Genomic DNA, 26,861 nt, shown 5'->3' on the forward strand with positions numbered 1-26,861 from the left:
AATGGTTTCAAAATATATTTTAATAATGGTTGTGTTTTTCTCTTTTTTGGGAAAAGCACAACAATTAACCCTTGGAAATTGTTTAGAATCAGGAAGGGAGAACCAACCTGATTTTAAAATTCAGTCAATAAAAATTGAACAAAAAAATAAAGTGAAACGCTCATTCGGAGCACAATTTTTACCGAATGTTGATGCTTCAATTTCACATGCGTATAGTTTTGGATCTTCAATTGATCCTTCAACAAATACAAGAGAACCATCTAATATTCAGTCAGATAATTTATCAATTAATGCACAGGTCAGCTTGTTTGACTTTTCGAAATGGAATCAAACAAAGATTCAAAATTTGGATATCGAACTTGAAAAAACGGAGTTAGAAACCATTCAAAATCAATTTGATTTATTGGTTTTAGGAAAATTCATGGCAGCTTTAGCTTTACAAGAATGGCAAAGAGTTTTGAAAAATCAGTTGGAGAATGCCCAAAGTCAATTGACAAGAATTTCGAAAGAAGTAGAAGAGGGGAAACGTCCGAAAAGTGATTTTTATGACATTCAGGTAATTTTTTTGCAAGAACAAAATGATTTAGAAAAATCAAAAAATGAAGAAATTATTGCCAAAACAGAATTGATTCAATTACTCAATATAAAAGTAGGTCAACCGGAGAATATTGAGCTGCAGCAACCGTTGTCAATAGAAATGACGGAAGATGAGTTCATTTATTCAAATTATCCTTCTCTTGTTAAATATGATATCAACGAAGAAAAACTGAATGAAGAATATAAACAATTGTACGGAAGGTATTTGCCAAATCTAATTTTAAATTATTCGTATGGAACATTTTATGCACAGAAAATTAAAAGTTTAGCCGATACAAATTTTCAATTTGAAAATCAATTAAAAGACAATAAAAGCCAATACGTTGGTTTAAATCTTTCTATTCCGATTTATTCAAAAGGAAACAATATGCAGGAACGAGCATTAAAAAAAATAGAGTTAAAACTGAATGCAGAATATAAGAACAAAGAAGAGAAGCGTTTGAAAGATTTAGTTGAAATGGAATTAAAAAAAATGAATTTGCTGCAAAATTTGACAGAATCCCTTCGAGAAATTGTTAAAGTATCCCAACAATCTTTCGAAACAACAGAAACAAAATACAAATTTGATAGAGTAGATGCTTCGGTTTATAAACTGGCTAAAAATCAAGTTTTGCAGGCAAATTATAATGAACTTAATAATACTTTAAGCCAACTTTTTATACAAAATCAATTGAAGCTATTGGCAAATGAATAATTTACCATTTTTCCTTCAATAACTTCTCTAACTGATCAATTTCTTCCTGGTACATAGTTTTCTTGCGTGTACCGAAATAAAGTGTATTTTCTACAGGATTTTGACCTTCCCAAACGATTTTAATTTTTTTATTAGCCAAAGCATCAGAACATAAAAAATCCGGAACAATAGAAAACCCTGTATTATCACTTAAACATCGGATAATTGAACTAATATTAGGAACAATATAATTTGGGCTAAAATCAGGATGCTCTCCGAAGTTTTTAGTCCAAAAGTTTCTTAAATGATCCATATCAGCAGCGGTACTGTACCATAATTGCTGCTTCAATAAATCAGCAGCTTCCGAGATTTGAGCCTTTTTCATTAGTTTTTCAAGTTCGGAAGTATCTGTTTTATTTCCTGCAATCAAAACAATTCGTTCTTTAGAGAATGGTTCGTACAAAATATTTTGCTGATTTCCTTTTTGTGGTGTAATAATCAAATCCAGCAATCCGTTGTCCAAATCGTGCTGCATTTGTGGATATTCGCCAAATTTTATAATCAGATTAAATGGTAGTTCTGCAATATGTTCTTCTAATGTGTACTGGAAAGTTTCAAAACACATTCCGACACTTATTGTGACACGTTCATCTTGTGAACGTTTATGAAAATGCTGTTCACCGTTTTCTAGTTTTGTTAACGGATCAATGATAAAATTATAAAATATTTTCCCTTTTTCTGTTGGTACCATTTTACGTGCTGAACGATCAAATAATTTGGATCCTGTATAGGCTTCCAAAGAATTAAGATGTAGGCTAACACCTGGTTGAGAAATAAATAATTCTTGAGCCGCAGCCGATAATGTTCCGGTTTCGTATATTGCTTTAAAAGTTCGAAGCCATTCTAAATTCCAGTGCATATTCTATTTATATTTAAGTGTAAAATGTAGAGTTATATTTCATCATATGGTAAGTCATCAGGGTGTACACCAATATAATCCGGTTCTGGAAGCACTGGTAAGTGATATGCCTGAATAGACGTCAAACCTTCTAAAAGTGCTTTGACTACCCGGTGCATGCCATCCACTAATTTTCCGTCCGGACAAATAATAATGGGATAAACAAGATCAGCTTTGTTGACCAGTCGCATATGTTCTGAAATCGATCGACAAGTAGGAACATCTTTGTCATCATTGTACCAATATGATTCATCTAGTTCTCCGAATATCATTTAAATTAATTTCTTGTGGAGGAATATTTTGTGTAAGTAAAATCAGTTTATCAACATCCCACGCACACAATTGATGATTAATCAACCGAAAATGATACTGTTTTCTCATTCTATAATTATTATGATACAAATATACAATTTAAATTATTTTTATAATTAAATATTATGATAGAAATTTGTACTGTCAATAATTAAAATAATACAAAATGAAAATATTTATTATCAATGGTGGTCAAAAATTTGCACATTCCGGTGGAGCTTTCAATAATATGCTGAACAATTGGACAACAGATTTTTTGAAAGAAAAAGGAGTAGAATTTCGTGTAACGAATATTAACGATGAATTTGACGCTTTTGATGAAGTCGAAAACTTTAAATGGGCGGATACCATTATTTATCACTTTCCTGTTTGGTGGTTTCAGGTTCCGAATCGATTAAAGTATTACATCGATGAAGTTTTTACAGCCGGACATAACAACGGCGTTTATAAAAATGATGGACGTTCCCATACAAATCCTGATATAAATTATGGAACGGGAGGGTTGATGCACGGAAAAAAATATATGGTAAATACAACTTGGAATGCTCCGGAAACAGCTTTTACAATGGAAGGAGAATTCTTTGATCAACATTCGGTAGATGAAGGTATTTTATTTGGGTTTCATAAAATGAATCAATTTGCAGCTTTAGAAAGAATAGATGGTTTTCATTTTCATGATTTAGAAAAAAATGCGACACACGAAAGAATAGATGCCTATGAAAAAATATACAAAGCACATTTAGAGCGTGTTATAGGATAAATATTAAAAATTTAAACAATGCATATTTACATTACAGCAATTATTAAGTCAAAACCGGTACATCAGGAAGAAGTTTATTCGGTTTTACAAAATATGGTTCGGGAAACCAGAAAAGAACAAGCCTGTTTGTTGTATGATTTACATCAAGATTTAAAAGATAAGAATCAATTTATTTTCTATGAGATATGGGAAAATGAGGAAGGTCTATATCTTCACAATCAACAAAATTATATCAAGGAATTTGGATATATAGTTTCAGAAAAATTACAGGAAACACCCCAAATTTATTTAACTAGAAAAATGCCTTATAATTAAGGCATTTTTTATTATTAATGTTTTTCTGTATCATATCTGGTGCAAACCTATTTCCGTTTTAATTTTCCAATAAGGGAGAGCAGGGCTTTCCGGTTTTTGGCCTCGTGGTAAAACTTTGGCAGTTTTTCCAGCAGTGTAAAATGCGTTCGGTCTTTATGTTCGCGTAATGTCGCTCCGACATAGGCTTCGAGATAATCGAGGTGTTCACCGTTATAGGCAAAAAATACGTCATTTTTAAACGGATGCTGCAACCACAGTTCGGCTCCGAAATAGCCGTGTGCTGCCATTTGCCAGTGCCCTTTTACCCCGAATACCGAAGTTTCGGTCGAGGTTTGTTTGTTATACCCGCAGCTGTCACAATACAGACGTGCCTGTTTTTCCTCGTAATGGACTTTCGCGATGGCTTTTTTAGCACAGGCAGGACACACCACCCAGACTTCTGTATAGAAATAGGAAAGGGTTTTATTCTGATCGGTGAAGCGTTGGTTCATTCAGCACATATTTTTTACCAGTCAACCGTTATGCCGCCAATACGTCTAACCGCATCAACCCGCACATTATTATCCATTTTTCGCACATAAAGATAAAGATAGTCTTCATTTTTTCTGTAATCTTTATATTTGTTTCTGGAACGATATACTTTTTGTTTTTCGTTTGATTCTTCGGGAAGTGATACATAATGTTCTTCCATTATCCGTATTATTTCATCGTACTGATTCCCGTCGAGCAGCAATTTTTCCATCGAAAGAAACTGGTTGTAATAAACCGTGAAGTGGACATAGTCATGGTTCTTTATTTTACTGCAATTGTAGCGGAAATATAGCGCCAACATATCATTGTACTTGGGTATAGAATTATCTTTTTCCGTACACCCCAGTTCGCGGAGTATTTTGTCGCCGTCTTCAATTGTACTGTAGGGGACTTCTAAAATTTTCAGAAAATCTTTTTTATTTATTTTTTGTGCATTCGCTGTTCCCAATCCAAGGAATAGAGCGAGTAGTATAAGGAATTGTTTCATGATTTTTATTTTTTAGGATTAACGAATTTAAAATCGAAATCAGAGCCGGTAAAAAGTATTTTTTTATCTTTTTGATATTTTGCTGTATATGCCAGCTCTTCTTCTCTGTCCAGCTCTACTGAACGTAGCCAAACTTCTCCTCTCCCAAATGTTGCCACGCCATCGATTCCCATTTTCTTTTTTACGTAATCTTTTAGATATGCTGTGAATTGATTGTGTATCTCATGACGTACTTCCGAGTTATCCGCATTTTCAACTTGTATGGTAACAATAGGGGTGAATACGGCTGTTTTCGCATCCGAAGTATTGATAAAATTGTAGATGTAAAAGGTATTAAATTTTTCATTCTGCGCATTCGCCATTCCCAATCCAAGAAATAAGACGAGTAGTGTGAGTAGTTTTTTCATGGTTTTTAGTTATTGCTTTTGTAAAGTACTTGTATTACTGCTACCATTGTTAAATGAAACATTTATACCGATACCAAGCCATCCTTTACCTTGGTATTTCCATTTATAATTATTCTGGTCGTTTTGACTAATATTATCAAAACCATACGTTAAGGCAAGATTTATGTTTCCTGTTAGGTGGATTAATAACCCTGTATTAATCGTAAATGCACTTACATTTGTTGATTCTTGTGTAATACTATTAGAGTCGTCTAATTTTATACTTGCAAGTCCAAAACCTAGAATAGGTTCTAAAGCAAAGCCATTTTCGATTTTTCTATTCCATCGAATTTTTGCCCCTAAATTAGCCCCAAGGTTTACATTGGCATCAAATGAAAAACTACTAAATCTAAGTTTAAAAGGAATTGTATAAACACCAACTCTATATTCTATCCTGTTATAAAGAATTGAAACATTAGTACTAAAAACATCTTTTGGTAATGAATACTGTATGTTTTTAATTTTTTGCCTTTTATTAGATGGATTAGAAGAGTCATTAGATTTAACGTGTGCACTATCTATTTCTTTAAGTTGGTGATTATTTATTAGGCGTTCTTCATCTTCTTTCTTGAATAGTCCGAAAGTAAAAAAAACAGTATCATTTTCAATTTTATTTACTTTTATATAATAAGAAGTTCCCTCCAATAAATAGGCTATCTTTTCTTTAAGTGAAGCATTATATGATTCAGCATTACTGTTCAATTTTTTGGTAACATTCGTAGAAATATTATTAAAATAGTAATTTCCTTTTTCTTTTATCTCTACTTGTTCCTGTCCCCAAGCCACTCCTGTACATAACAAAAGGGGCAATACTAAATGGTGTAAAAGTGTTCTCATAGCTTTAATTTTTATAGGTTATTATGTTTTATCGTATTCTAATGCGCATTCCAGACAGTTTGGGGAATTACATCGGTACAAGGGCAGGTAGACGGATCTTCTAAAAACGATTTAAGCGTTACAATCACACTTGCTACATATTCGTTGGCGCCCTGTTCGTTATACGTACATTTTACAAGTGCTGCTGCACCGCAGAATGTCCATACCTGTGCATTGAGCTCGTCTTCTCCCGAAAGCGTAAGGTATTTGGTATACAACGGGCAATTTGCTATGCTGTCCGCAAGTACTTCATCCGTACTATTCCCGGAATAGGTAAACTGGTATTCTGTCCCGCCTTTTTTACCCGTATAATATTCTTGCGCACCCGTTACTTTCAGGTAATAATCGGCATATTTGGGTTCGGTATGATAGTACATATTACCGCCCGAACTACGGTATAGGTTCACTTTATTGGGTTCTGTCAGCGTGATGTCGTTTCCTTCCTGGCTTACCGAAACGGTATAATAGCCATCGGCAGAGGTATAAAGTCCGGCGGTTAAGGTCTGGGCATTTACCATAAAAGCTGCCCACAACAGGAAATAAAAAAGAAATAGTTTTTTCATGGTTAAGGGGTTTAGGTTCATCCTTCCGGACTTTACAGAACTGTTTTGTATAAAGTTCCCTATTTTGGAACGATTAAAAAATACCTCAATCGTAGTATTTTTAAGATTATTTTAACTATTTTTAAGATTCAAAACAATGGTTTATGAAGCCCGTAAAACATATTCTGAATGCTATATGGGACCAGTACCCGGATGCGATTGCAGACCGTTACCAGGCCGTAAAAGTTCCCAATATGGAACGGCTGTTTGGTGATATTTTTGTGCCCGGCAGTTATTATTATTACGTATTGGATATCGTAAACAGTACGCTGAGTCATTTTCATCCGCAGCTACTTGCACTGCACGGTCTCGAAAGTTACCCCCTGCATTTAAAAGAAATTATTGATTTGATTCACCCCGATGACCTCGCCTTTGTAACAGAAGCCGAAGCCTGGTCATTTAAAAAAATAAACGAAATAGGAACAGAACACCTGCTGAATCTGAAATCGGGCTACTGTTTCCGGATGAAAACGGCAGACGACAGCTACCAGTTGTTCCACCACCAGGCTATACATACGGCACATGACGATAACGGCAAGCTGGTGCAGGCCGTAAACATCCATACCAATATTCACCATATCACGGAAAAAAATAATTATACGGTGACGGTAACCGGGATTAACCAGCGGACAGATTTTTACCAGGAAACGCTTAAACCGGCGTTGCTTCCCGATAACGTGGGAGAGCGCCTGACCAAACGCGAACTCGAAATCTTTATGCTGCTGCTGAAAGGGTATTCTGATAAAGAAATTGCGTCGCTCTTATTCCTGTCGTACCATACTGTTCGGACGCATCACAAAAATATCCTGAAAAAAACACGGTCGAAAAGCAGTTTCGATCTGCTGAAACGCAGCCTGGAAAACGGGTATTTGTAAGCCCACGATTTAAATCGTGGGCGAATGTTTAAATCGGGAGATATTAGATTTTTTGATGTTCTTCGCCCCATTTTTCCAGTTCTTTAATGACAGGTTTTAAGGCATAGCCAATAGCCGTCAGCTCATATTCCACACGAGGCGGTACTTCTGCATAAACAGTGCGTTTAACTATTTTGTTTTCTTCTAATTTTCTGAGTTGAAGTGTCAGCATTCTTTCCGTTATTGTTGGAAGCTTCTTTCTGAGTTCTCCAAATCGTAGTTTTCCGTTTAACAGATAACAACAAATTCCCAATGTCCATTGTCCGCCAATAATATTCGCAGCATATACTTCCGGACATTCCTCTGTCAACGCCAGCTTATTGGCATAATTTGTTGATGTTTTCTTTATTTTTGACATTACTTACATTTTTTATAGTACCATACAATAGGTAGCTTACCTACAAAAATAAGGTATAATGAAGTACTTTTGTTTTGTTATTCTTTTTTTGATACAATATGAACACATTAGTCATTGTTATTCACCCCGATATTGAAAATTCAGCAATTAATAAACGATGGATTGCAGTGCTGAATAAATACCCTGAAAAATTTTATGTGCATCAATTGCATAAAGTTTATCCCGATGAAAAGATTGATGTTTCCGCCGAACAAAAATTGATAGAAGCCTATGACAAGATCGTGTTTCAGTTTCCTTTTTATTGGTTCAATTGCCCTCCGTTTTTCAAAAAATGGTTAGATGAAGTCCTGACGTATGGCTGGGCTTACGGAAGTGGAAGTGGTTACAAGGTTTCCAATAAGAAAATTGCTTTGGCAATCTCGGTCGGAATTGATGAAAAGGAATATGGACAGGCAGGTAAATACAACTATTCTTTAGCGCAGTTAACAGCGCCTTTTGAACTTACTTTTGAATATATAAAAGCAGATTACCGTCCGTTTTTTGCGTACTACGGGATAGAGCTGAACGCATCAGAGGAGTGGATTGAAAAAAGTGTTCCCAAATACCTTGACTTTTTGAATGCGTTGTAGTTTTTGTCTGTTTATTTTTACCTGAAATAACCCACAGAAAGTACAAATTATCACGTGTTTTTTCGGTCTCTGTGTACATTATTTTCTCCCGCTGATGCCACTGATCTTCGCTGATGTTTTTATTTTACAATTTTTTCTGCGTTTATTTGCGTGATCTGCGGGCTATTATTTTTCTCCCTCTGATAGCGCAAATTTTCGCTGATTAGAAATAGCGCACGTTTCGGATTTTCTGTCATAGCCTGTATTCCAATCTTTGCAATAGAATTTTAAAACAAAAAACCATGCAAAGATTTAAAGACAAGTACGCGCTTATCACAGGCGGTACAAACGGAATGGGGTTTGCTACTGCCCGGCAATTCATCCATGAAGGCGGAAAAGTAATCATCACGGGGCGAAGTGCCGAAACGGTAAACAACGCTGTATACCGCTTAGGAACAAATGCGTCCGGTATCGTATCCAATGCAGGAAATATGAAAGATGTACTGCTTTTGCAGGAACAGGTAAAGCAATACTCCGATAGCATTGATGTGCTGTTTGTGAATGCGGGTTACGGAAAGTTTGCATCGGTTGAAGCTACGGATGAAGCCCTTTTTGACGAGCTGTTTAACACGTTGGTAAAAGGTCCCTTTTTCACCGTTCAGCAAATCCTGCCGCTGATGAAAAAAGGAAGTACAATTGTATTCAATACCTCGATGGTAACGGGAATGGGCATGCAAAATTTCGCGGTTTATTCTGCCGCAAAATCAGCCGTTCAATCCTTCATTAAAACGTTTGCTGCGGAGTTTACCGAAAAAGGCATTCTCGGGTAAATGGTATTAATCCGGGACACATCAAAACCAATATTTTCAACAATACAGGGTTGAATGCGGAACAAATAGAAGGAGCTATTCAAAACATTATTCCTACTATTCCGTTCAAACGATTGGGTGAACCTGCCGAAATAGCCCATGCGGTTTTATTTCTGGCATCGCAGGAGGCGTCATACATTCATGGAACCGAATTAACAGTGGACGCGGGAATTTCAGTAATCAGATGTTAAGACAAAAAGGACAAACTACGGATTGGAAAATCCCCGGTTTTGAAATTCCTACTGGGAATGAAGACTCGAGAAAATATTTATTTTTTTATTATTTCTTTGGGAATTGAATTATCTTAGGGATTGTCAATTATCAGGCATATCAACCTGACCAATTCATACCGGAGTATATGAAAAAGTTTGCATTAATGGGGTTTTTAGTGATTTCTTGTGCGGTCTACAGCCAGACGCCAAAGACGGATATAAAAACCGAAAAGGAAAATACGGAACCTTATTTTGATTACTACCGCGATTTTCAAAACTATGCTACCAATAAAAGTAGCAGGTACCGCGAATTGTACGATAAGTATACGGTAGTAGATTCGGTCTCTGTCTATCACAAGATGCTCCGGAAACCCGAAGAATATCCGTCGCCTTGTTACGAGGTTGCAGGGGATGGGACGGCCAGAATGGGAATGGCGTATCATTATACGTTTCTGTTACAATTGTTTTATAAGCGGCTGAGCTGCCTGAAAGACGGAAGTAAGCTAGACCCTGATTTTATGAAATATGAGGCCTACGATGCTTTTCGGAACGAGACCACCAGGGAGGCTATTGAACTGCTAGAGCTTTATGAAAAGAAGCGGATAGGGGATGATGAGCTGGACGCTTTATTTGAGCGCGCCAAAACGTATTTTAAAGACGGATTTTATACGCATTCAAATGCGCTATTCAGTTTTTTGGCAACTGTAGATGAATCCTACCGTGAAGCGGCTATAAACAATGTGGGTTTGTCTTTTTACCACAAAAAAGCGTACAAAAAAGCGCTGAATTATTTTGAGTATGCGATTACCTTATACCCGGAAAGTTATCTGGGGTATTTAAATGCAGGTGCCGCTAAAAGTCATCTTCCGGTCGATTTGGGTGATGAAAACCAAAGTATTTACTACTTTAAAAAAGCGTATGAGCTGGCGCCGGATAATCCGAATGTGATAAACAATTACAAAAATGCCTTAAAGGGGCGGTTGACGCCATAACATCTTGCCCACGATTTAAATCGTGGGCAAGATGTTTGCGTGAGGGATAGCAACGGCATCCTTTTGTGAAACGGAGTGAAGTAAAAGATACAGTATAACCAAATAGCGAACAACTAAATGTTGTTTGATATGAAGGTTACGAACGAAGTTCTGCCGGCCCGCAGGGACACGCCCTAAGGTTGATTATTTACTTGCTTTTTTAGTTAATAATGCGATTTCCATTACTCGTTTATAGAAGTCTTCATACGCTTCTTTTTTATATGCTGTCCGCATTGCTCTGAGAACGTCTGAAGCGTTAAATCCGCACCATTCCCAGAGCATGGTGTCAAAGTTGTATTTGAGCATTTGCGTTTCGACTTCTGTTCGTAAAGATTTTATTTGGTCAGCTGTCAACCCGTAATTCTCTAAAATTTTTGTCAACTTATGGTCTGTTTCCGGTGTAAATTCGGTGTCTAAAAACGGCTCAAGTATCCATTCCCAAATCATGGGGCGCTCAACAGTTTTTATGTTGTGTTTCGACGCAAATTCTTTAAGTTCCGTTTTCTTTTCAGCAGGCAGAAAAATCAACTCGTTACCAAGTCTGCATGTCGGCGGATAGGAGGTGTAGTCGATGTCTTCGATTTGATTTGTTTTAAAAATGGATTGCTGATACGCGACAGAAGGCTCGAAAGGGTAGTTGTCGATTTTTAAAAAGGTATCTCCAATGGTAAGTTGTCCCATAGAAACAAATAATTCGGCCGCTTCTGATTTTGAAGTGCTAAATAACCGCCAGCTATTGCCCGGCTTGTTGTTTCTACTGAAAAGTAGTTTTATAAATTTCATGTTTCTTTGCCTGCTTATGCTGTTTTATTTCTCAGGAACGGTAGCGATGATAATATTCCGTCACCAGGGTTTGCATGTCCTGAAAACTGATGTCGAGTTCGTCGGCGTTCAGTGGAAAACCGTTTTCTATGATAATTTTGCGGGACTGTGGATTGGTCACTTTAGCCGCATAGCGCTGCGGATCGGTGAATGTCATCAGCAGCTGGTTGGTGTTGTATACTTTTGCGGGCTGAATGGATTGTATGTCCTGCCATTGAACGCGGCCCAGTTTACGGCCAAGCGGAGTACCGAGGAAAAGCAGTCCGTTGTTATCCAATTCGAGTCCTGTGCGGTTTTTGCTCATCATGTTCAGAATTCCGGCGATAAGCAGAACAATCCCGGCAAGCAGTAGTCCGCTAAACAGGACGGCATAGGTGACTTTTACCGGGTTGGTAAGCAGGATAATCGTGAGCATACCACCTGAAAACAGGGTTAAGAGGATGGCTCTCAACAGGAGTTTCAACCTTTTTTTTGGATTGAAAAGAACGGTTTTTTTCATGATGGTGTTTTATTTCATTGGCTTTAGCCCATGGTTTAAACCATGGACTAAAGGTTTAAACCGTGGGCCAGATGTATTACACGTTTTTCTTTTTATCGATATAGGCGTCGTGATACAGCTTGTTGGGTTTCATGTAAATGACATTGTTTTGAAAATCGAAAAAGGTATTGAACCGTTTTAAAACTTCATTGCCGAGAATATGAATATTAACGCCTTTCATGGGTTTGTGGGAAGTTACCTGCTGAACAGGGACATTTTCCAGTTCATAATCCCCGATTTTCAACCGTTCAAGGTTAGAAGTAATCACAGGTATTTCATTGCCCTGCGCGCCTTTCATGATGACTTTTTTGATTTCTTCCATTTGTTCGAAAGGAAAATTGCCTTCTTTCATCAAATCATCATCCAGCATAGCTGTCCGCTGATAACCGGTATCGAACAAAAACGAACTTTTGACTTCAACTCCGTTTTGAATAAGGGTACTTTCTACCGAGAAAACATTGTTAAAAAAGTGGATATTGAGCTTTGTATATGTAGGGTCGTTTACGACATCATCCGGCATTTTATCGCCCACCACCAGTATGTTTTTATCGTAATTGAGCTCAACAATCTGGCCGTTAAAGAAATCCCAGCCAAATCTACCGTCTGTCCCGTGTCCCGCTAACTGCGCATCGTACACTTTTGTTTGGTAATCACTTTTACCAATGTTCAGGTTATACAGCGTATGGTATAGTTTGGGTGCTGCTTTCAGTTTGTTTTTCAGGGTTTCATTGGTCAGCACCAATTCAGATGTCCCCGTATCAAAGTTAAGATTCAGTGTATCCAGCTTATTAAAAACCGCTTTAACATAAATGGTATTGTGTTCGTTAATAACCAGCGGAATGGTATCGTTTACCGTATTTTGTGCAAAAGCGCTACCCGCTGCAAGCGTGGAAAGAAGAAGTAAAAAAGTTTGTTTTCTCATTATTTTTTTGGGTTAAAAAGTTATTTCATATCGTGTAATTCTTTTGGCATGAAACATCTTTAGTCCAAGGTTTAAACCATGGGTTAAAGATGTTCCTGTCAATTAAAATCCAATGACCAATTTACAATTATTTTGAATATCTCGTTTTATAAATGCGATGCTAGAACCCGTTTTTCTTTTTGGCGGTCAGCACGGTATGTAGTTCAAATGCTGTTTCTGAGGTTTTATACGTCACGCTGAATGTTTTGATATCGTCGAAGTTTGTTTTGATAAGTTGTGTTTTCAAATCATTCAGGTCATGGTAGTTAAAATAAACTCTTCCGGCGACACCCGTTTTAAAATCAGACTGTTCCGGGCTGCCTGCTACAAAACTCAGGTACAGCAAACCATTGTCGTATAACAGGTTGTAAGCATCGGCAATCAGTTTGTTACTTTCTGTTTGCGACAAATAGGGCAGGCAAAATCCGCCTATAATACTGTCATATTTAGTATCAAGTGTATGTATATTCCGGCTGTCCATAACCGCAAAATGCGCTGTAGGGTTATTTCGCCTGGCAAGTTCAATCATATTGGGCGCAATGTCAATTCCGAAAATATCAAAGTCAGGACGTTGTGACAACAGGTATTTTGTAATGTTGCCGGGACCGCAGCCGATTTCCAGTAATTTTGCTTTTTGTTTGTGAACAGAAGTACAGATATAATCGTAAGTGTCGTTATACAAATCCATGTCCATGAATTTGTTTTGGTAGACTGAAGCAATTTTGTTCCAGGTATCAAATGTTTCTTTGTTTTTGTCCATTTGCCCACGATTTAAATCGTGGGTTAAAGATTCAATTTTATATTTCACGGCAGGTTGTCCGTCCAGCTCAATATCCTTTTCATATGCGAGCCCTATTTTTTCCAAAACATGTATAGAAGCAGTATTTTCTTTCATGGCGCGTCCCACAATTTGTTTCAGATGAAGCGTTTCAAAACCATAAGCCAAACACGCCTGTGCGCTTTCAGTCGCATAACCCTTGTTCCATTCTTCCTCGAAAAAGCGGAATCCGATATCAGTTTCATTTTCCATTTCGTCATATTTCAGTCCGCACCAGCCCACAAATTGCATCGATTCTTTTACCATAACAGCCCATCTTCCGTAACCGTTTCGTTTGTAATCCTCATAATCTTCAAGGAATTTACGGGTTTCCTTTATGCTTTCAAAAGCCACATTTCCCGTATATTTTATGACATTCGGATTCAGGTTTAGCCTATAAAAGTCTTCCGCATCATCCGGATGCAGTTCCCTCAAAAAAAGCCGGTTGGTTTCTGTAATTTTCTTCATCTTAAATGGTTAGATAAATTTAATGCTGCTAATTTACCAAAACCTCTTTTAACCCAAGGTTTAAACATTCGCCCACGGTTTAAACCGTGGGCTATGGTTAAATATTTTTTGCGTAAATTTGGGATAAGCCTGAAAATAATGTCACATTCTTTTCATAAAATATTGATTCACGCCATCTGGTCGACAAAAAACCGGGCGGCCTTCATTTGGCCCGAAATAGAAGCAACGGTTTATCAGTTTATGAAAGAACAGTTCACGAATCAGGACTGTCTGCCACTCATTATCAACGGAATTCCCGACCACGTGCATTGTTTGTTTTTTCTGAACCCCGCGAAAAGCATTGCAGAAGTCATTAAACAGGTAAAAGGAAGTACATCGCACTATATCAATCAGCAAAATTTTATGACTGAAAAATTTTCATGGCAAACAGGGTACGCAGCATTCTCGGTAAGTGAATCGGTGAAAAACAAAATATTTGAATACATCAAAAACCAGAAAGCACACCACAGAAAAATAACCTTTGAACAGGAATACCAGGATTTTTTAGCGTTTTATAAACCCACGATTTAAATATTAACGGACAATTTTAGCCCATGGTTTAAATATCTTGCCCATGGTTTAAACCGTGGGCAAGATATTTATTTCGGTTGCTGCTGCGTGACACAATGCACCATTCCGCCATTTTCATACAGGTTGCGGACATCTATTCCTACAACCGTTCTGTCAGGATACAATGTTTGAATCATCGCATTAGCCACCGCATCATTCGGGTCGTTGTAATTCGGCACCAGTACTTTCGTATTCGCGATATAATAGTTGATATACGATCCTTTATAACCCAAATTCGTTCCGTCCGTCTTTTTCACATTGTTTTGTGTCAACGGGATTTTTAAAAAAGTGTAAGGCATACCGTTTTTATTTTTTGCGGCATAAAGTTTATCTATATCACTGTCCGGCACCTGCCATTCCGCCAGGTCATCGTCGTTCATCGTAACAATAGTAGTCGGGTTGGCAAACCGTGCAAAACCATCAATGTGCATATCCGTAATATCAAGTCCGGCTTTGCCGTCCAGCCAGATAAAATGCGTAACACCTAAGTATTTCGTAAATATTTTTTCAGCTTCCGCCTGTGTCATTCCCGGGTTCCGGTTAGCATTCAGAATAGAGCTTTTACACGCCATTAACGTCCCGTTACCGTCAATTTCGACACTTCCGCCTTCGTTAATCATGGTTTCGTTCAGGTTGATAACCGTTCTGTTCTGGTCAGCTCCGATTTTTGCCGGAATCAGGTCACAGTTTTCAAACCCGATAGGATAACCCGAATCGTCATCCGTTTTTTCGCCCCAGCCGTTAAAGCCCCAGTCCTGGATCACCAGGTTACCGCTCGCATCTTTTGTATAAATCGGGCCATTGTCCCGTATCCAGACATCATCCGTTTTATAAATTTTAAAATCAACATTCGTCAATGCAACACCTGCCTGATTTAATAACTTCACAATACGCTGTTTTTCCGTTTCGTTGTAGGCGATAATATGCACCTTTTCACTTGTCACCAGTTCCTTTGTCATGGCCACCCATGTCGGGTCCAGACTGTTGCGGTAAGCCGTTCCGTACTGGTACTGATGCGGCCATTGCAGCCATGTACCTTCGTGCGGTGCCGATTCTTCGAGCATGGTGTAAACAATGGTGTTGGGTTGAATGGTATCGGTACCATCCGTTAGGTCCGTTGGCGTACACGAACATAAAATAGCAGGGATTAATAAGGACATCATCATTTTCTTTTTTTGCATGATTCATTTGTTTTTTGACAGGACAAAAGTAGCCCGTCAAATTTTTGTAAAGTTGTCCGGAATTGACAACTTACTGCAAAGGCAGCAAAATATACGTGAGCTGCGTTTCCAGTTCACTACTATTGGCAGCATACTTTTCATACTGTTCAATAATAGGAGCAGGGGAGAACTCTAAATCCGAATCAAAAATCCAGCGGGAGTAAATCTTTGCATACGTAGTATCTATGGTTTCATAACTCCCTTTATGCGTAAAACGGGCATACCGCCCGCCCAGTATCGTTTTCGACGGCAGTTTTTTATGCCGTGCCTGCATCGTCGCACAAGCATCGTACCGGCAGTTGATAGCCGTTTTAATCAGCGGCTCATCGGCTATCACACCAAAATACGCTACATTGGAACCGGGAAAATCATACTGCATAAACCGTTCCCATAATACTTCAATAGCTTCATTTTCATAATCCGCCTGAATACTTTGATAATACACTTCAACAGGTTCAAGATAAACAATTTCGGGTTGTAGCAAGCTTTCGGAAGTTGTCGGAACGAGTTCAGGTCCGCACAGCAATTGCGCTTTATGGGCGCGGGCTTCTTTGGGCGAAATACCAAAATGCTGTTTAAACGCTTTGGAAAAAGAAGCAATAGAAGCAAAGCCCACCTCAAGACCGATAGACGTAAGGTTTTCTTTAGTATAAAGAATCCGTTTATAAGCGTTTTCCACCTTTAGCCGTTGCTGAAAAGCACCAATAGTTTCGCCGCAGCTGTATTTAAAAATACGCTGAATATTCCGGTACGAATAATGGGAAATAGCTTCCAGATCCTTTACCGCAATAGGCTGATCATAATGTTTTTCCACAAAATGAATCACCCTGTAAATACAATTCAGCTGGTCTTCCATACCATGCGATTTTCAGTTTCCTGTTTAGATTAACTAAAATACGATTTTTCTGTGGACATTCGGGAGAAAAAGAAGTCCCGCAGATAAACGCAGAAATAAAGTCCCTCTTTAGCCCACGATTTAAATCGTGGGCTAAAGAGGGGCGCGGGTGAAAAAACACCATCAGAAAATAAAACACAAAAAATTTTTGCATCTCCAGTTAATATCGTAATATTGCGATGTTAAATACAAACGCTATGGGACTTACAAAATCAGAAATATTCACAGCAGAGCAAAATACACTGGCATCGTTATTTAAGGTTTTGGGACATCCGGCCCGAATAGCCATTCTGCAATATATTATCAATCAGAAAACCTGTATCTGCAACGATTTGGTTGATGAATTAGGCTTGGCACAGGCCACCATTTCGCAACACCTGAAAGAATTAAAAAACACCGGTATCATACAGGGAACCATTGAAGGAAAATCCGTTTGTTACTGTATCGACGAAAAAAAATGGAACGAAATACAAACCCTCTTCAATACATTCTTTGAGCAGGAAGTAAACGTAAAAAAATGTTGTTAAACACATTTTTTATACCCTTTAATATCGTTATATCGCAATATATCAATACAAAATAATCATATGAAACTATCAGAAATTAAAGCCATCCTGCCAACTACAGACCGTGTAGATTTCCAGTTCGAAAACGGAACATTCGTACCGGAACACTTTCACGTGACAGAAGTAGGACAAATAACCAAACATTTTATCGACTGCGGCGGCGTAATCCGTACCGAAAAAGTAGTGAACTTCCAGTTGTGGAATGCCGACGATTTCGAACACCGCTTAAAACCCGGCAAATTGTTAAACATCATCAGGCTGTCTGAAGAAAAATTAGGCGTAGAAGATGCAGAGATAGAAGTAGAGTACCAGGGCGAAACAATCGGGAAATACGATTTGGAATTTAACGGGAAACATTTTCTGCTGAAAAACAAGCAAACCGCCTGCCTGGCACAAGATGCCTGCGGTATTCCTGCCGCTAAACAAAAAGTGAAATTATCTGAACTGAACAATACGTGCTGCACACCGGATTCCGGATGTTGTTAACCTAAAACAGAAGACAAAATGGAACATTTTAACCGAAAAGCCCACTGGGAAAACATTTACGAAAACAAACCGCTGGAAACCGTAAGCTGGTACCAGCCCAACCCGGAAACGTCACTGAATTTTGTAAAACAGTTGGCACTACCGAAAGATGCTAAAATTATTGATATCGGTGGGGGCGATAGCCTTTTTGCGGATTACCTGCTTGATATGGGCTATGAAAATATTACCGTATTGGATATTTCCGAAGCCGCTATTGAACGGGCAAAGAAAAGACTGGAACATAACGCCGGTAAAATAAAATGGGTGGTAACCGATGTGATGGATTTCCAGCCAGCAGAACAGTATGATTTCTGGCACGACAGGGCGGCATTTCACTTTCTGACCGCTGCGGAGGAAATAACGCATTATACCGCTGTCACGGCTAAAGCAGTTGCCCAAAACGGTATCATGGTTGTCGGGACTTTTTCGGAACAGGGACCGGTAAAATGCAGCGGTATTGACATTAAACAATATTCAGCAGCCACCTTAACCCGTTTATTTCAGGACACTTTTGATAAAATAAACTGTTTCACTGTTCAACACACCACACCATTCGACACCATTCAGGATTTTGTGTTTTGCAGTTTCCGAAAAAAATAACCACCAAAATATGTACCCTCTTATCTCGGCAACCATTGCACAATTAAAATTGCAGTCCGTCAGCGAAACACGTAAAAAGACCCTGCAACCGCTTATTGATATTATACAGGAAAAAGTAAACCGTCAGGACACCATCAACCTTACTTTTATCTGTACCCATAATTCCCGCAGAAGCCATCTGGCACAGGTTTGGGCGCAGACAGCCGCAGCCTGTTTCAATATTCCGCGTGTCTGCTGTTATTCAGGCGGCACAGAAGAAACCGCATTATTTCCAAAAGTAGCGGAAACATTAAGCCGCCAGGGATTTACAATTTCCGGAATAGCAGATACACATAATCCCGTATACGCCATCAAATATGGCGATAACACATTGCCTGTCATAGGTTTTTCCAAAAAGTACGACCATTCTTTCAATCCCGTAGCCGCATTTATAGCAGTAATGACCTGTTCGCAGGCCGACGACGGCTGTCCTTTTATTGCCGGAGCAGAGAAGAGGATACCCATTACGTATGACGACCCGAAAATGTCAGACCATACACCCGAACAAACAAAAGTATATGAAGAACGAAGTTTACAGATAGCAGCAGAAATGATATACGTCTTTTCACAAATAAACCCTAAACCATGCAGCCCAAATTAAAATTTCCCGATAATTACCTTACCCTGTGGATATTCCTTGCCATGGCAGTAGGAGTGGCATTAGGACATTTCTTTCCGGGTATTTCAAAAATAACCAATAGCTTATCTGTCGGTACAACAAACATTCCGCTGGCTGCCGGGCTTATCCTGATGATGTACCCGCCCCTGGCAAAAGTAGAGTACAGCTTATTGCCTAAAGCATTAAAAGATAAAAAAGTCATCGGCATTTCGCTGCTGCTCAACTGGATAATCGGCACACTGCTGATGTTCGGGTTAGCCGTTTTATTTTTGCGTAACGAACCCGGCTATATGAGCGGGTTAATCCTGATAGGACTGGCGCGGTGCATTGCCATGGTTATAGTGTGGAGCGACCTTGCAAAAGGAAATCGGGAATACACCGCCTTACTCGTGGCGCTGAACAGCATCTTTCAGGTTATCAGTTACAGCTTTTTCGTCTGGCTCTTCATCAACGTCATTCCCGCTAAATTAGGCCTGCCCGGGTTTAATGTCAGCGTATCGATAAAAAACGTAGCACAAAGCGTTGCCATCTACCTTGGAATTCCCTTTTTAGCAGGCTTTCTGAGCCGTTACCTGCTGGTAAAACGAAAAGGCTTAGATTGGTACAACCGCAAATTTATACCCCGTATAGCTCCCGTTACACTATACGCATTATTGTTTACCATTGTACTGATGTTCAGCCTGAAAGGCGACAAAATCTTAGAACTGCCCATGGATGTTCTAAAAGTAGCCATTCCCCTGATCATCTATTTTATACTGATGTTTTTGGTAAGCTTCTTTATCAATAAATCCATGAAAGTACCGTACGATAAAAATGCATCCATCGCTTTTACCGCCACAGGAAACAATTTCGAACTGGCTATTGCCGTATTCGGACTCCATTCACAACAGGCATTTATCGGTGTAATCGGGCCATTGGTAGAAGTACCCGTACTAATCCTTTTAGTCAGAGTAAGTTTGTGGTTAAAAAAGAAATACTACAGCTAAAAATAGAATTGCTAAAACCGGTAAACCTTTCGTCCATAGCCCACGGTTTAAACCGTGGGCTTATATATTTTTCAAACCCCGGTTCAGGCTGCGTACCGAAACCCCAAGATAAGCCGCCATATCCTCTTTCGATAGTTTAATCGACTGCTTCGTTTGCAAATCCAGAAGTTTAGTCAGGCTGTGTTCAATTGTGTACAGCTGTTGGTACGATGCACGGCTAGACGTATTCACAATACGTTCCGCAAAAACATTCAGCAAAATACCGTTAAGTCCAATATCTCTTTTCAGAAGCGACTCAAAATAAGACACCGAAAACGCATACACCGTTACATCCGTCATGGCCTCAATCGTACACAGACAGGGAATATTCCGGATAAATTCAATTTCGCCGATAATTTCACCCTTGCCCAGAAACTCCAGTATATACTCCTTTTCATTTCCCTCCGTAAAAAAACATTTCGTAATTCCTTCCTTAACAAGCATTACTTTAGACGCCGCCTCATCCTGGTTCAGCAATCGCTGTCCTTTGGCATACTGCTTCATAACAATTGCTTCTTTGCGTTCCTGCTGCTCGTAAAGCATTTCCGCATAAGCTAAAAATGACTGATTCGTTCGTAACATATTCTCCCGGGACAAATGTCCTTTTTTAACGTATTTCTCTTGCCGAAATTTACACAAAAAAACAGAAGAAACACCAAATAATTAGCAAGATGAAAACAAAAATCACAACCATAGCCTTTGATGCAGACGACACCCTGTGGGTAAACGAACCCTATTTCCAGCAAGCCGAAAAACAATTCTGTCATTTACTCGAAGATTACCTGCCGCAGCATACCATATCACAAGAACTGTTTAAAACCGAAATGAACAACCTGCACCTTTACGGTTACGGAATAAAAGGCTTTGTATTGTGCATGATAGAAACCGCAAGCCGCATTTCAAACCAAACCCTGACACTGGAATTTGCCGACAACATCATTGCCATCGGGCACGAACTCCTTCAGAAACCCATCGAACTGCTTCCCGGTGTAGAAAAAACATTAGAACAACTCAAAGGAAAATACAACCTCATTGTAGCCACAAAAGGCGATTTACTCGACCAGGAACGAAAATTAAAAAACTCCGGACTCGAAAATTATTTCCATCATATCGAAATCATGAGCGATAAAAAACCGGGCGATTATCAGAAACTACTGAAACACCTCGATTGCCGGCCGGAACATTTCCTGATGCTCGGAAACTCCATCAAATCAGACATCCTGCCCATTCTCGAACTCGGCGGTTTTGGCGGACACATTCCCTACCACGTAACATGGACACACGAACAACACGAACCCAAGCTACAGCACGACCGTTTCCTGGAACTAAAAAGCATCGACCATATTATCCATTATTTAAAATAAAACTTTTCGCCCACATAGCCCGCGGTTTAAACCGTGGGCTATGTGGGCGAAAAGTAAAATGTATCCGTTTTTCATTAAAATGTTTCTATCTTTAAAAAAACAAAGCCCCTATTTTTGTAGCAGCATAATACACCCAAAATGGCCCATAAAATATTCAGCATACGAGAATTTGCCGCCTACCTTAACGTTCCGGCACCCGCAAACGAAGACCTGCTTATCATCAGTTATGAAGACTATAACGACATCCGCCTGCAGTCCGATACCGTTACCATAGACTTTTACCTGCTCGCCATAAAACCACCGTTAGAACGAAAATTCAAAACCACCCAATTTCTCGAAGACCAGGCCAAATCCTATATGTATGTCGACTGCCCGCAGAACAACCTCAACTGGGACATCAACACCCCCGATGCCGGTTACAACATCCTCGTCAGTTCCCGTTACGTCAACAAACTCGCCAAAGACTATAACTTTGTCCACTACAACAACCACGAAGCCCTTTTTCTCACACACGAAGAAGAAGCCATCCTGTGGGATTTGTACCAAAAAGCCTATAACGAATTCCGGAAAAACCAGTATTCAAAAGACATCATCATATCGTACATCGCGCTCATCCTGTCCTACACACAAGTATTCTACGACCGCCAGTTCGATACCAGAACCGGCATGTACAACACCGTTATCGATAATTTCTACACCGCCCTGAAAAACTATTTCGACAAAAAAGAAAACGTTACCGGAATCCCTTCCGTGGCCTATTTTGCCGGAAAAGCCAACCTGTCGCCCAACTATTTCGGCGACCTCATCAAACACTTCACCGGCGAATCACCCATCGAACACATCCACAACTATATCCTCAAACAGGCAAAAGACAAACTAAAAAACACCACACTATCCATCAGCGAAATCTCCTACAGCCTAGGGTTCGACTACCCCAACTATTTCGCCCGTTTCTTCCGCAAAAAAACAGGCATGTCGCCAAAAACATTCAGAGGACTATAAATCACTCATAGTAGGGCGTGTCCCTTTGCACGTCAGCACCTGCACAACAACCCGTTCCCCAAAAGCAAAGGGCCGGGCTATCCGCTATATCTTTTGCTCCGCAGCGCTTCACAAAAGGATGCCGCTGCTATCCCTCACGCAACACCTTTAACCCTTTTAACCCACGGTTTCAACCGTGGGCGAAAGAAAAAAAACTTCAGCAAACCGGAATAACGGACTTCACAACAAAACAATTTGAACTTCACAACAAAGTAAAGCACCGGTAAAATGTATAAATTTGTATACAGGCAAAACAACAGAAAAATGAGTACACAGCAAGACGCACCCTTACAAACCATCAGCTATTCCGATATATTCCTTTCGTGTTTTTCCGAAAGCGGTACACACTGCGTGCATTCCAAACCAGAACACGTTTTACTATATTTGTACTCGGGCGAACAAGTAATAGTAGATCAAAACAAAAAAATAACGATAAAAGCAGGAGAATGCGCCTTTATCCGCCGCGACCACCATCTGAAAATGTACAAAAACAGTAAAGGACAAGCATTGTACAAAGGCATTTCATTGGTTTTTCAACGAAACATATTACGGGAATTTTACAGTAAAATGAACAAATCGGAAATTCCGGGCAACGTAAAAATTTCCGATAAAAGCGTTTTCAGGTTACAGCCAACCCCCGCGATAGAAAGCTTGTTTCAATCACTAACTCCCTATTTTAACAGCAATATAAAACCAACAGAAGCAGTCACACAACTAAAATTATTAGAAGGCATTCACGCCCTGCTAAACAACAATGAACAACTCTACCCGGTACTGTTCGACTTTACCGACCCTTGGAAAATAGACATTTTAGAGTTTCTGAATAATAACTATACAGACGACCTTACAATGACACAAATTGCATCCTTCACAGGACGAAGCTTAGCCACATTCAAACGAGATTTCAAAAAAATAAGCAGCCTCACACCTCAAAAATGGGTCATAAAAAAGCGCCTTGAAATGGCATATATCAAGCTAAAAGAAGATAACAAAAAAGTACAGGACGTTTGCTCAGAAGTCGGCTTTAAAAACCTTTCACATTTCTCTGTCGCATTCAAAAAGCAATACGGTATTTCCCCTGCAGATATTTAATACTGATCCTTACAGCAAAACAATTTGAGCCTCACAACAAAACCGTTTTGAAGCTTTGTCTTTAATTTTACAACGTAAATGTAAATAAACAAGACAATGCAGACAACCTCTATTTTTAAACGGTTACAAAACGGTGAAACCATTTCACCAAACGACCCCGAAGCCTATAAAATGCGCGAAGCCGCTTTTGCTACAAAACAACTACTTGTTCAGATGAACAATACAGCCGACCCTTACGAAATAAGAAATATAATAAGCAGAATTACAGGTTCAGAAATTGATGAAAGCGTTACCTTGTTTACACCCTTCTACATCAATTACGGAAAACATACCAAAATAGGCAAAAACGTCTTCATCAATTTTGACTGCACATTTTTAGATTTGGGTGGTATTACCATAGAAGACAATGTACTCATAGCTCCAAAAGTAAGCCTGCTATCCGAAGGACATCCCACAAACCCCGAAAACAGGCACGCACTTGTTCCAAAACCTATCCACATTAAAAAAAATGCCTGGATTGGAGCAGGAGCAACTATTCTACAAGGTGTAACCATAGGCGAAAATGCCATAGTAGCTGCTGGTGCTGTTGTTTCAAAAGACGTTCCCGATAATACCATTGTTGGTGGTATTCCTGCAAAAAACATTAAAACCATCGCCCGTTAATCATCGCAAATTACGAGTAAAAATTCGCGATAATCCGAAACATCAGCAAAAAAATAACAACACAAACACATTAAAAAAATGAAAAAACTAGGCATATTAACCATCGCAATCCTGCTGTTTACAGGACAGTCTTATGCACAAAACAAAAATACAGAAAACATGAACAGCACCACAAAAACAGAGCACTATACATTTGAGTTGAGTAATAAAGTAACACGTCAAAAAGTAACTTTCAAAAATCGTTACGGAATTACATTGACGGCAGATTTATACCTTCCGAAAAAACAAAATAATGAACCTTTACCGGCACTTGCCATCAGTGGCCCTTTCGGAGCCGTAAAAGAACAGTCATCAGGTTTGTATGCTAATCAAATGGCCGAACGAGGTTTTATAACATTGGCATTTGACCCGTCTTATACCGGCGAAAGCGGAGGAGAACCGCGTAACGTTGCATCGCCCGACATCAACACCGAAGATTTTAGTGCAGCAGTTGACTTTCTGGGCACACAGAAAAACGTTGACCGAAACAAAATTGGTATCATCGGTATCTGTGGTTGGGGAGGTTTTGCCCTGAATACCACAGCCATTGACAAACGTATAAAAGCAGTAGCCACAACAAGTATGTACGATATGACACGCGTTATGTCAAAAGGTTATAACGATACCACAACATTAGAACAACGTACCGAAATGTTAGTACAATTAGGTCAACAACGATGGAAAGATGCTGAAGCAGAAACATTCCACGCAGGACAGCTATTAAATCCGGAAAAACTAAAAGGCGACGAACCACAATTTGTAAAAGACTATCACGATTATTACCGTACACCAAGAGGATTCCACGAAAGCTCATTAAATTCAACAGGCGCTTGGAATGCAACCAATCCATTGTCATTTATGAATATGCCCATTTTAACCTATATTAAAGAGATTTTACCTCGACCAATATTAATTATTGCAGGAGAAAATGCACATTCCCGCTATTTCAGTGAAGACGCTTACAAAATGGCTTCCGAACCAAAAGAGCTCATGATTATTCCCGGAGCTGTTCACGTAGACTTATACGATAAAGTAACTAGTATTCCGTTCAGCAAATTAGAAACATTCTTTACAACACATTTAAAATAACAACAAAATAATCTGAACCATAAAAATAGACATCCGTAAAATCTGCCAGATAGAAATCAGCAAAAAATTTTCGTTGAAAAAATAGTAAATACATTAAAAAAAGCAGCTCAAAAAGCTGCTTTTTTATTTCCTGTAACGCTATCCGTAAAATGTCTCTTTTATAGGGTAAAATGTCTCCTTTTCAGGAAGAAGCTCCACACTACCTTTGACCTATCAAAAAAAAGTAATAACTTAATAACAAGAGAAATAAGAAAGTAGTCACCACAAAAAAGAAAACAATGGAAAATCAAATCAATTTGGCAGGAATGGAACATCAGCCAACTGCTACCGCAAGAATGTCTAAAGAACTACTGGAAACAGCCAAAAAACAAATGGACGAAATTTCAGAAGAAGATTACGCCAAAATTATGGGCATGGTCAATGTCTGCAAAAGAGAATGGCGCAGCATCCTGCACAAAACACCCGACGATTACGGCATGACAGGGTGGGAAGATATATATTTCCCGGCAGACGATGGCGTACCCCTTAGCGGCTGGTATATTCCGGCAAAAGGAGGCGAAAGCGACAAACTGATTATTTTCAACCACGCCCTGCCAATGTCACGTGCCGGTTTCCAGGGACACCTAGGCTTACCATGGAGCAGCTTTACAGATATCGAAATCGACTTCGTCTATCAAATGAAAATCCTGACAGATACCGGTTATAACGTATTAGCCTACGATTTACGAAACCACGGCCAGAGTGGTGCAGCCAACGGAGGTATGAGCGGTATCGGCCAGCTCGAATGGCGTGACTGCGTAGGCGTAAAAAAATATGTCGACCAGCACCCGAGATTAAGCAAAATGAAAGTAGCATTATTCAACCAGTGCTTAGGAGCCATTTCACAATGGGTAGCCTTAGACAAACATCCCGAACTGTTCAAAAACGTAAAATGCTTCTGCAGTCCGTTAGTACCGAATATGGCAGCCATTTTTCAGGCCTTCACAGAACCGTTAGGCGTATCACAATACATGGAACTGCTTGATTTCGAATTATTAAAAGCAGGTGGTTTTTCACGCGAAGAAATGGATCCTAAAAAATACGTGAAAAATGTAACCATGCCCCTTCTAATGTGGCAGGTAGAACACGACACATGGACAAAAAACCCGGAAACAGACCAGGCCACATTCGACGCCATTCCCGGAAAAGACAAAGAACTCATTTGGATAGACAGCACACTGCGTTTCAAAGACGGGTACAATTACTTCGGAAGAACACCCGAAAAAGCATTGGCTTTCTTAAACAAACACATGAGCTGATTGCCATAAAACACCTTTCGCC

At 39.2% G+C, this 26,861-nt stretch carries 33 protein-coding genes and 2 pseudogenes; 19 read left to right on the forward strand and 16 right to left on the reverse strand.

Annotated elements, in window-relative coordinates; translation table 11 throughout:
* Window position 1 precedes the first annotated feature (1 nt).
* Window positions 2-1,291, forward strand: coding sequence for a TolC family protein (locus H277_RS0101595; RefSeq protein ID WP_019973817.1), 1,290 nt, complete (start codon window positions 2-4; stop codon window positions 1,289-1,291).
* A gap of 1 nt (window position 1,292) precedes the next feature.
* Here the strand turns inward: H277_RS0101595 and H277_RS0101600 are convergent, their stop codons facing one another.
* Complete coding sequence (locus H277_RS0101600) at window positions 1,293-2,189, reverse strand: LysR family transcriptional regulator (RefSeq protein ID WP_019973818.1); 897 nt, start codon at window positions 2,187-2,189, stop codon at window positions 1,293-1,295.
* A 32-nt stretch (window positions 2,190-2,221) separates the two neighbouring features.
* Complete coding sequence (locus H277_RS20395) at window positions 2,222-2,419, reverse strand: hypothetical protein (protein WP_221406887.1); 198 nt, start codon at window positions 2,417-2,419, stop codon at window positions 2,222-2,224.
* 287 nt (window positions 2,420-2,706) lie between these two features.
* Between H277_RS20395 and H277_RS0101610 the strand changes: the two genes are divergently transcribed.
* Both H277_RS0101610 and H277_RS0101615 read left to right on the forward strand, forming a co-directional pair.
* Entirely contained in the window at window positions 2,707-3,300 is a 594-nt protein-coding gene (locus H277_RS0101610) for an NAD(P)H-dependent oxidoreductase (protein ID WP_019973820.1), read from the forward strand.
* An 18-nt stretch (window positions 3,301-3,318) separates the two neighbouring features.
* The gene (locus H277_RS0101615) at window positions 3,319-3,615 is read left to right on the forward strand and encodes a putative quinol monooxygenase (protein ID WP_019973821.1); all 297 of its coding nucleotides are present in this window, start codon (window positions 3,319-3,321) and stop codon (window positions 3,613-3,615) included.
* 47 nt (window positions 3,616-3,662) lie between these two features.
* Here H277_RS0101615 and H277_RS0101620 read toward each other — a convergent pair whose 3' ends face one another.
* From H277_RS0101620 to H277_RS0101640, 5 genes are read right to left on the reverse strand one after another with little or no spacing between them, the layout of a single operon-like run.
* A complete protein-coding gene (locus tag H277_RS0101620; RefSeq protein ID WP_019973822.1) occupies window positions 3,663-4,106 on the reverse strand; it encodes a hypothetical protein in 444 nt (147 codons plus the stop codon).
* Between the two features lie 14 nt (window positions 4,107-4,120).
* Window positions 4,121-4,633 carry a hypothetical protein gene (locus H277_RS0101625; protein ID WP_019973823.1) on the reverse strand — a complete coding sequence of 171 codons (513 nt, stop codon included), beginning with the start codon at window positions 4,631-4,633 and terminating at the stop codon, window positions 4,121-4,123.
* 5 nt (window positions 4,634-4,638) lie between these two features.
* Window positions 4,639-5,040: a hypothetical protein gene (locus tag H277_RS0101630; RefSeq protein ID WP_019973824.1), complete on the reverse strand. Its 402-nt coding sequence runs from the start codon at window positions 5,038-5,040 to the stop codon at window positions 4,639-4,641.
* A 9-nt stretch (window positions 5,041-5,049) separates the two neighbouring features.
* Window positions 5,050-5,916, reverse strand: a complete 867-nt coding sequence (locus H277_RS0101635) for a hypothetical protein (protein WP_146810305.1) — start codon at window positions 5,914-5,916, stop codon at window positions 5,050-5,052.
* Between the two features lie 38 nt (window positions 5,917-5,954).
* Window positions 5,955-6,362 (reverse strand): hypothetical protein, encoded by a 408-nt coding sequence (locus tag H277_RS0101640; protein WP_154652435.1) that lies wholly within the window; start codon window positions 6,360-6,362, stop codon window positions 5,955-5,957.
* 299 nt (window positions 6,363-6,661) lie between these two features.
* Between H277_RS0101640 and H277_RS0101645 the strand changes: the two genes are divergently transcribed.
* Window positions 6,662-7,432: a response regulator transcription factor gene (locus H277_RS0101645; protein WP_019973827.1), complete on the forward strand. Its 771-nt coding sequence runs from the start codon at window positions 6,662-6,664 to the stop codon at window positions 7,430-7,432.
* 43 nt (window positions 7,433-7,475) lie between these two features.
* On the opposite strand, the gene H277_RS0101650 is transcribed toward H277_RS0101645, so the two are convergent.
* Window positions 7,476-7,829, reverse strand: coding sequence for a winged helix-turn-helix transcriptional regulator (locus H277_RS0101650; RefSeq protein ID WP_019973828.1), 354 nt, complete (start codon window positions 7,827-7,829; stop codon window positions 7,476-7,478).
* 98 nt (window positions 7,830-7,927) lie between these two features.
* Here H277_RS0101650 and H277_RS0101655 point away from each other — a divergent pair, with 98 nt between their 5' ends.
* The 3 genes and pseudogenes from H277_RS0101655 to H277_RS0101670 all read left to right on the forward strand — a co-directional run bounded on the left by H277_RS0101655 (window position 7,928) and on the right by H277_RS0101670 (window position 10,510).
* On the forward strand, window positions 7,928-8,458 hold the full coding sequence (locus H277_RS0101655; protein ID WP_019973829.1) for an NAD(P)H-dependent oxidoreductase: 531 nt from the start codon (window positions 7,928-7,930) through the stop codon (window positions 8,456-8,458).
* Between the two features lie 281 nt (window positions 8,459-8,739).
* A pseudogene (locus tag H277_RS19450) lies at window positions 8,740-9,497 on the forward strand (SDR family oxidoreductase).
* A gap of 167 nt (window positions 9,498-9,664) precedes the next feature.
* Window positions 9,665-10,510: a tetratricopeptide repeat protein gene (locus H277_RS0101670; protein ID WP_019973831.1), complete on the forward strand. Its 846-nt coding sequence runs from the start codon at window positions 9,665-9,667 to the stop codon at window positions 10,508-10,510.
* Between the two features lie 183 nt (window positions 10,511-10,693).
* Here H277_RS0101670 and H277_RS0101675 read toward each other — a convergent pair whose 3' ends face one another.
* The 5 genes and pseudogenes from H277_RS0101675 to H277_RS20350 form a co-directional block, all read right to left on the reverse strand.
* Window positions 10,694-11,332 (reverse strand): DUF7079 family protein, encoded by a 639-nt coding sequence (locus H277_RS0101675; RefSeq protein WP_033422492.1) that lies wholly within the window; start codon window positions 11,330-11,332, stop codon window positions 10,694-10,696.
* A 31-nt stretch (window positions 11,333-11,363) separates the two neighbouring features.
* The gene (locus tag H277_RS20120; protein WP_146810308.1) at window positions 11,364-11,870 is read right to left on the reverse strand and encodes an STM3941 family protein; all 507 of its coding nucleotides are present in this window, start codon (window positions 11,868-11,870) and stop codon (window positions 11,364-11,366) included.
* A 76-nt stretch (window positions 11,871-11,946) separates the two neighbouring features.
* The gene (locus H277_RS0101685) at window positions 11,947-12,831 is read right to left on the reverse strand and encodes a pepsin/retropepsin-like aspartic protease family protein (protein WP_019973834.1); all 885 of its coding nucleotides are present in this window, start codon (window positions 12,829-12,831) and stop codon (window positions 11,947-11,949) included.
* A gap of 160 nt (window positions 12,832-12,991) precedes the next feature.
* Window positions 12,992-13,630 carry a class I SAM-dependent methyltransferase gene (locus H277_RS20345; RefSeq protein ID WP_026357382.1) on the reverse strand — a complete coding sequence of 213 codons (639 nt, stop codon included), beginning with the start codon at window positions 13,628-13,630 and terminating at the stop codon, window positions 12,992-12,994.
* A 33-nt stretch (window positions 13,631-13,663) separates the two neighbouring features.
* A pseudogene (locus H277_RS20350) lies at window positions 13,664-14,155 on the reverse strand (GNAT family N-acetyltransferase); the annotation flags it as partial.
* Window positions 14,156-14,293: 138 nt separating this feature from the next.
* Here H277_RS20350 and tnpA point away from each other — a divergent pair.
* Window positions 14,294-14,725: an IS200/IS605 family transposase gene (gene tnpA / locus H277_RS0101700; RefSeq protein WP_019973836.1), complete on the forward strand. Its 432-nt coding sequence runs from the start codon at window positions 14,294-14,296 to the stop codon at window positions 14,723-14,725.
* Window positions 14,726-14,793: 68 nt separating this feature from the next.
* On the opposite strand, the gene H277_RS0101705 is transcribed toward tnpA, so the two are convergent.
* Together H277_RS0101705 and H277_RS0101710 are read right to left on the reverse strand one after the other, a co-directional pair.
* Complete coding sequence (locus H277_RS0101705) at window positions 14,794-15,945, reverse strand: agmatine deiminase family protein (RefSeq protein WP_019973837.1); 1,152 nt, start codon at window positions 15,943-15,945, stop codon at window positions 14,794-14,796.
* A 70-nt stretch (window positions 15,946-16,015) separates the two neighbouring features.
* Complete coding sequence (locus H277_RS0101710) at window positions 16,016-16,840, reverse strand: AraC family transcriptional regulator (RefSeq protein WP_019973838.1); 825 nt, start codon at window positions 16,838-16,840, stop codon at window positions 16,016-16,018.
* Window positions 16,841-17,076: 236 nt separating this feature from the next.
* On the opposite strand from H277_RS0101710, the gene H277_RS0101715 reads away from it, so the two are divergent.
* The 5 genes from H277_RS0101715 to arsB are packed head-to-tail and all read left to right on the forward strand — an operon-like array spanning window position 17,077 to window position 20,214.
* Window positions 17,077-17,406, forward strand: a complete 330-nt coding sequence (locus tag H277_RS0101715) for an ArsR/SmtB family transcription factor (RefSeq protein ID WP_026357343.1) — start codon at window positions 17,077-17,079, stop codon at window positions 17,404-17,406.
* A 60-nt stretch (window positions 17,407-17,466) separates the two neighbouring features.
* Complete coding sequence (locus tag H277_RS0101720; protein ID WP_019973840.1) at window positions 17,467-17,931, forward strand: DUF6428 family protein; 465 nt, start codon at window positions 17,467-17,469, stop codon at window positions 17,929-17,931.
* 18 nt (window positions 17,932-17,949) lie between these two features.
* Complete coding sequence (locus H277_RS0101725) at window positions 17,950-18,570, forward strand: class I SAM-dependent methyltransferase (RefSeq protein WP_019973841.1); 621 nt, start codon at window positions 17,950-17,952, stop codon at window positions 18,568-18,570.
* A gap of 10 nt (window positions 18,571-18,580) precedes the next feature.
* On the forward strand, window positions 18,581-19,210 hold the full coding sequence (locus H277_RS20450; protein ID WP_019973842.1) for an arsenate-mycothiol transferase ArsC: 630 nt from the start codon (window positions 18,581-18,583) through the stop codon (window positions 19,208-19,210).
* Window positions 19,195-20,214 (forward strand): ACR3 family arsenite efflux transporter, encoded by a 1,020-nt coding sequence (arsB, locus tag H277_RS0101735; protein WP_019973843.1) that lies wholly within the window; start codon window positions 19,195-19,197, stop codon window positions 20,212-20,214. The genes H277_RS20450 and arsB overlap by 16 nt, the downstream gene beginning before the upstream one ends.
* A gap of 60 nt (window positions 20,215-20,274) precedes the next feature.
* Here the strand turns inward: arsB and H277_RS0101740 are convergent, their stop codons facing one another.
* Window positions 20,275-20,835 (reverse strand): Crp/Fnr family transcriptional regulator, encoded by a 561-nt coding sequence (locus H277_RS0101740; protein WP_019973844.1) that lies wholly within the window; start codon window positions 20,833-20,835, stop codon window positions 20,275-20,277.
* Between the two features lie 89 nt (window positions 20,836-20,924).
* On the opposite strand from H277_RS0101740, the gene H277_RS0101745 reads away from it, so the two are divergent.
* The 6 genes from H277_RS0101745 (at window position 20,925) to H277_RS0101780 (ending at window position 26,839) form a co-directional block, all read left to right on the forward strand.
* Window positions 20,925-21,617, forward strand: coding sequence for an HAD family hydrolase (locus tag H277_RS0101745; protein WP_019973845.1), 693 nt, complete (start codon window positions 20,925-20,927; stop codon window positions 21,615-21,617).
* A gap of 138 nt (window positions 21,618-21,755) precedes the next feature.
* Entirely contained in the window at window positions 21,756-22,619 is an 864-nt protein-coding gene (locus H277_RS19895) for a helix-turn-helix domain-containing protein (RefSeq protein WP_081623180.1), read from the forward strand.
* Window positions 22,620-22,922: 303 nt separating this feature from the next.
* Window positions 22,923-23,750: an AraC family transcriptional regulator gene (locus H277_RS0101760; RefSeq protein ID WP_019973848.1), complete on the forward strand. Its 828-nt coding sequence runs from the start codon at window positions 22,923-22,925 to the stop codon at window positions 23,748-23,750.
* Window positions 23,751-23,846: 96 nt separating this feature from the next.
* Complete coding sequence (locus tag H277_RS0101765; RefSeq protein WP_019973849.1) at window positions 23,847-24,413, forward strand: sugar O-acetyltransferase; 567 nt, start codon at window positions 23,847-23,849, stop codon at window positions 24,411-24,413.
* 78 nt (window positions 24,414-24,491) lie between these two features.
* Window positions 24,492-25,541 carry an alpha/beta hydrolase gene (locus H277_RS0101770; protein ID WP_019973850.1) on the forward strand — a complete coding sequence of 350 codons (1,050 nt, stop codon included), beginning with the start codon at window positions 24,492-24,494 and terminating at the stop codon, window positions 25,539-25,541.
* 278 nt (window positions 25,542-25,819) lie between these two features.
* Window positions 25,820-26,839: an alpha/beta hydrolase family protein gene (locus H277_RS0101780; protein WP_019973852.1), complete on the forward strand. Its 1,020-nt coding sequence runs from the start codon at window positions 25,820-25,822 to the stop codon at window positions 26,837-26,839.
* Window positions 26,840-26,861: the final 22 nt, after the last annotated feature.

Origin of the sequence: Empedobacter brevis NBRC 14943 = ATCC 43319 (assembly GCF_000382425.1) — a bacterium.
GTDB classification, from domain to species: Bacteria; Bacteroidota; Bacteroidia; order Flavobacteriales; family Weeksellaceae; genus Empedobacter; species Empedobacter brevis.

Bases quoted from the DNA above. Each gene is read 5' to 3' on its own strand.
- H277_RS0101595 (WP_019973817.1), top strand. From the start codon at position 2: ATGGTTTCAAAATATATTTTAATAATGGTTGTGTTTTTCTCTTTTTTG.
- H277_RS0101600 (WP_019973818.1), bottom strand. From the start codon at position 2,189: ATGCACTGGAATTTAGAATGGCTTCGAACTTTTAAAGCAATATACGAA.
- H277_RS20395 (WP_221406887.1), bottom strand. From the start codon at position 2,419: ATGCGACTGGTCAACAAAGCTGATCTTGTTTATCCCATTATTATTTGT.
- H277_RS0101610 (WP_019973820.1), top strand. From the start codon at position 2,707: ATGAAAATATTTATTATCAATGGTGGTCAAAAATTTGCACATTCCGGT.
- H277_RS0101615 (WP_019973821.1), top strand. From the start codon at position 3,319: ATGCATATTTACATTACAGCAATTATTAAGTCAAAACCGGTACATCAG.
- H277_RS0101620 (WP_019973822.1), bottom strand. From the start codon at position 4,106: ATGAACCAACGCTTCACCGATCAGAATAAAACCCTTTCCTATTTCTAT.
- H277_RS0101625 (WP_019973823.1), bottom strand. From the start codon at position 4,633: ATGAAACAATTCCTTATACTACTCGCTCTATTCCTTGGATTGGGAACA.
- H277_RS0101630 (WP_019973824.1), bottom strand. From the start codon at position 5,040: ATGAAAAAACTACTCACACTACTCGTCTTATTTCTTGGATTGGGAATG.
- H277_RS0101635 (WP_146810305.1), bottom strand. From the start codon at position 5,916: ATGAGAACACTTTTACACCATTTAGTATTGCCCCTTTTGTTATGTACA.
- H277_RS0101645 (WP_019973827.1), top strand. From the start codon at position 6,662: ATGAAGCCCGTAAAACATATTCTGAATGCTATATGGGACCAGTACCCG.
- H277_RS0101650 (WP_019973828.1), bottom strand. From the start codon at position 7,829: ATGTCAAAAATAAAGAAAACATCAACAAATTATGCCAATAAGCTGGCG.
- H277_RS0101655 (WP_019973829.1), top strand. From the start codon at position 7,928: ATGAACACATTAGTCATTGTTATTCACCCCGATATTGAAAATTCAGCA.
- H277_RS0101670 (WP_019973831.1), top strand. From the start codon at position 9,665: ATGAAAAAGTTTGCATTAATGGGGTTTTTAGTGATTTCTTGTGCGGTC.
- H277_RS0101675 (WP_033422492.1), bottom strand. From the start codon at position 11,332: ATGAAATTTATAAAACTACTTTTCAGTAGAAACAACAAGCCGGGCAAT.
- H277_RS20120 (WP_146810308.1), bottom strand. From the start codon at position 11,870: ATGAAAAAAACCGTTCTTTTCAATCCAAAAAAAAGGTTGAAACTCCTG.
- H277_RS0101685 (WP_019973834.1), bottom strand. From the start codon at position 12,831: ATGAGAAAACAAACTTTTTTACTTCTTCTTTCCACGCTTGCAGCGGGT.
- H277_RS20345 (WP_026357382.1), bottom strand. From the start codon at position 13,630: ATGGACAAAAACAAAGAAACATTTGATACCTGGAACAAAATTGCTTCA.
- tnpA (WP_019973836.1), top strand. From the start codon at position 14,294: ATGTCACATTCTTTTCATAAAATATTGATTCACGCCATCTGGTCGACA.
- H277_RS0101705 (WP_019973837.1), bottom strand. From the start codon at position 15,945: ATGCAAAAAAAGAAAATGATGATGTCCTTATTAATCCCTGCTATTTTA.
- H277_RS0101710 (WP_019973838.1), bottom strand. From the start codon at position 16,840: ATGGAAGACCAGCTGAATTGTATTTACAGGGTGATTCATTTTGTGGAA.
- H277_RS0101715 (WP_026357343.1), top strand. From the start codon at position 17,077: ATGGGACTTACAAAATCAGAAATATTCACAGCAGAGCAAAATACACTG.
- H277_RS0101720 (WP_019973840.1), top strand. From the start codon at position 17,467: ATGAAACTATCAGAAATTAAAGCCATCCTGCCAACTACAGACCGTGTA.
- H277_RS0101725 (WP_019973841.1), top strand. From the start codon at position 17,950: ATGGAACATTTTAACCGAAAAGCCCACTGGGAAAACATTTACGAAAAC.
- H277_RS20450 (WP_019973842.1), top strand. From the start codon at position 18,581: ATGTACCCTCTTATCTCGGCAACCATTGCACAATTAAAATTGCAGTCC.
- arsB (WP_019973843.1), top strand. From the start codon at position 19,195: ATGCAGCCCAAATTAAAATTTCCCGATAATTACCTTACCCTGTGGATA.
- H277_RS0101740 (WP_019973844.1), bottom strand. From the start codon at position 20,835: ATGTTACGAACGAATCAGTCATTTTTAGCTTATGCGGAAATGCTTTAC.
- H277_RS0101745 (WP_019973845.1), top strand. From the start codon at position 20,925: ATGAAAACAAAAATCACAACCATAGCCTTTGATGCAGACGACACCCTG.
- H277_RS19895 (WP_081623180.1), top strand. From the start codon at position 21,756: ATGGCCCATAAAATATTCAGCATACGAGAATTTGCCGCCTACCTTAAC.
- H277_RS0101760 (WP_019973848.1), top strand. From the start codon at position 22,923: ATGAGTACACAGCAAGACGCACCCTTACAAACCATCAGCTATTCCGAT.
- H277_RS0101765 (WP_019973849.1), top strand. From the start codon at position 23,847: ATGCAGACAACCTCTATTTTTAAACGGTTACAAAACGGTGAAACCATT.
- H277_RS0101770 (WP_019973850.1), top strand. From the start codon at position 24,492: ATGAAAAAACTAGGCATATTAACCATCGCAATCCTGCTGTTTACAGGA.
- H277_RS0101780 (WP_019973852.1), top strand. From the start codon at position 25,820: ATGGAAAATCAAATCAATTTGGCAGGAATGGAACATCAGCCAACTGCT.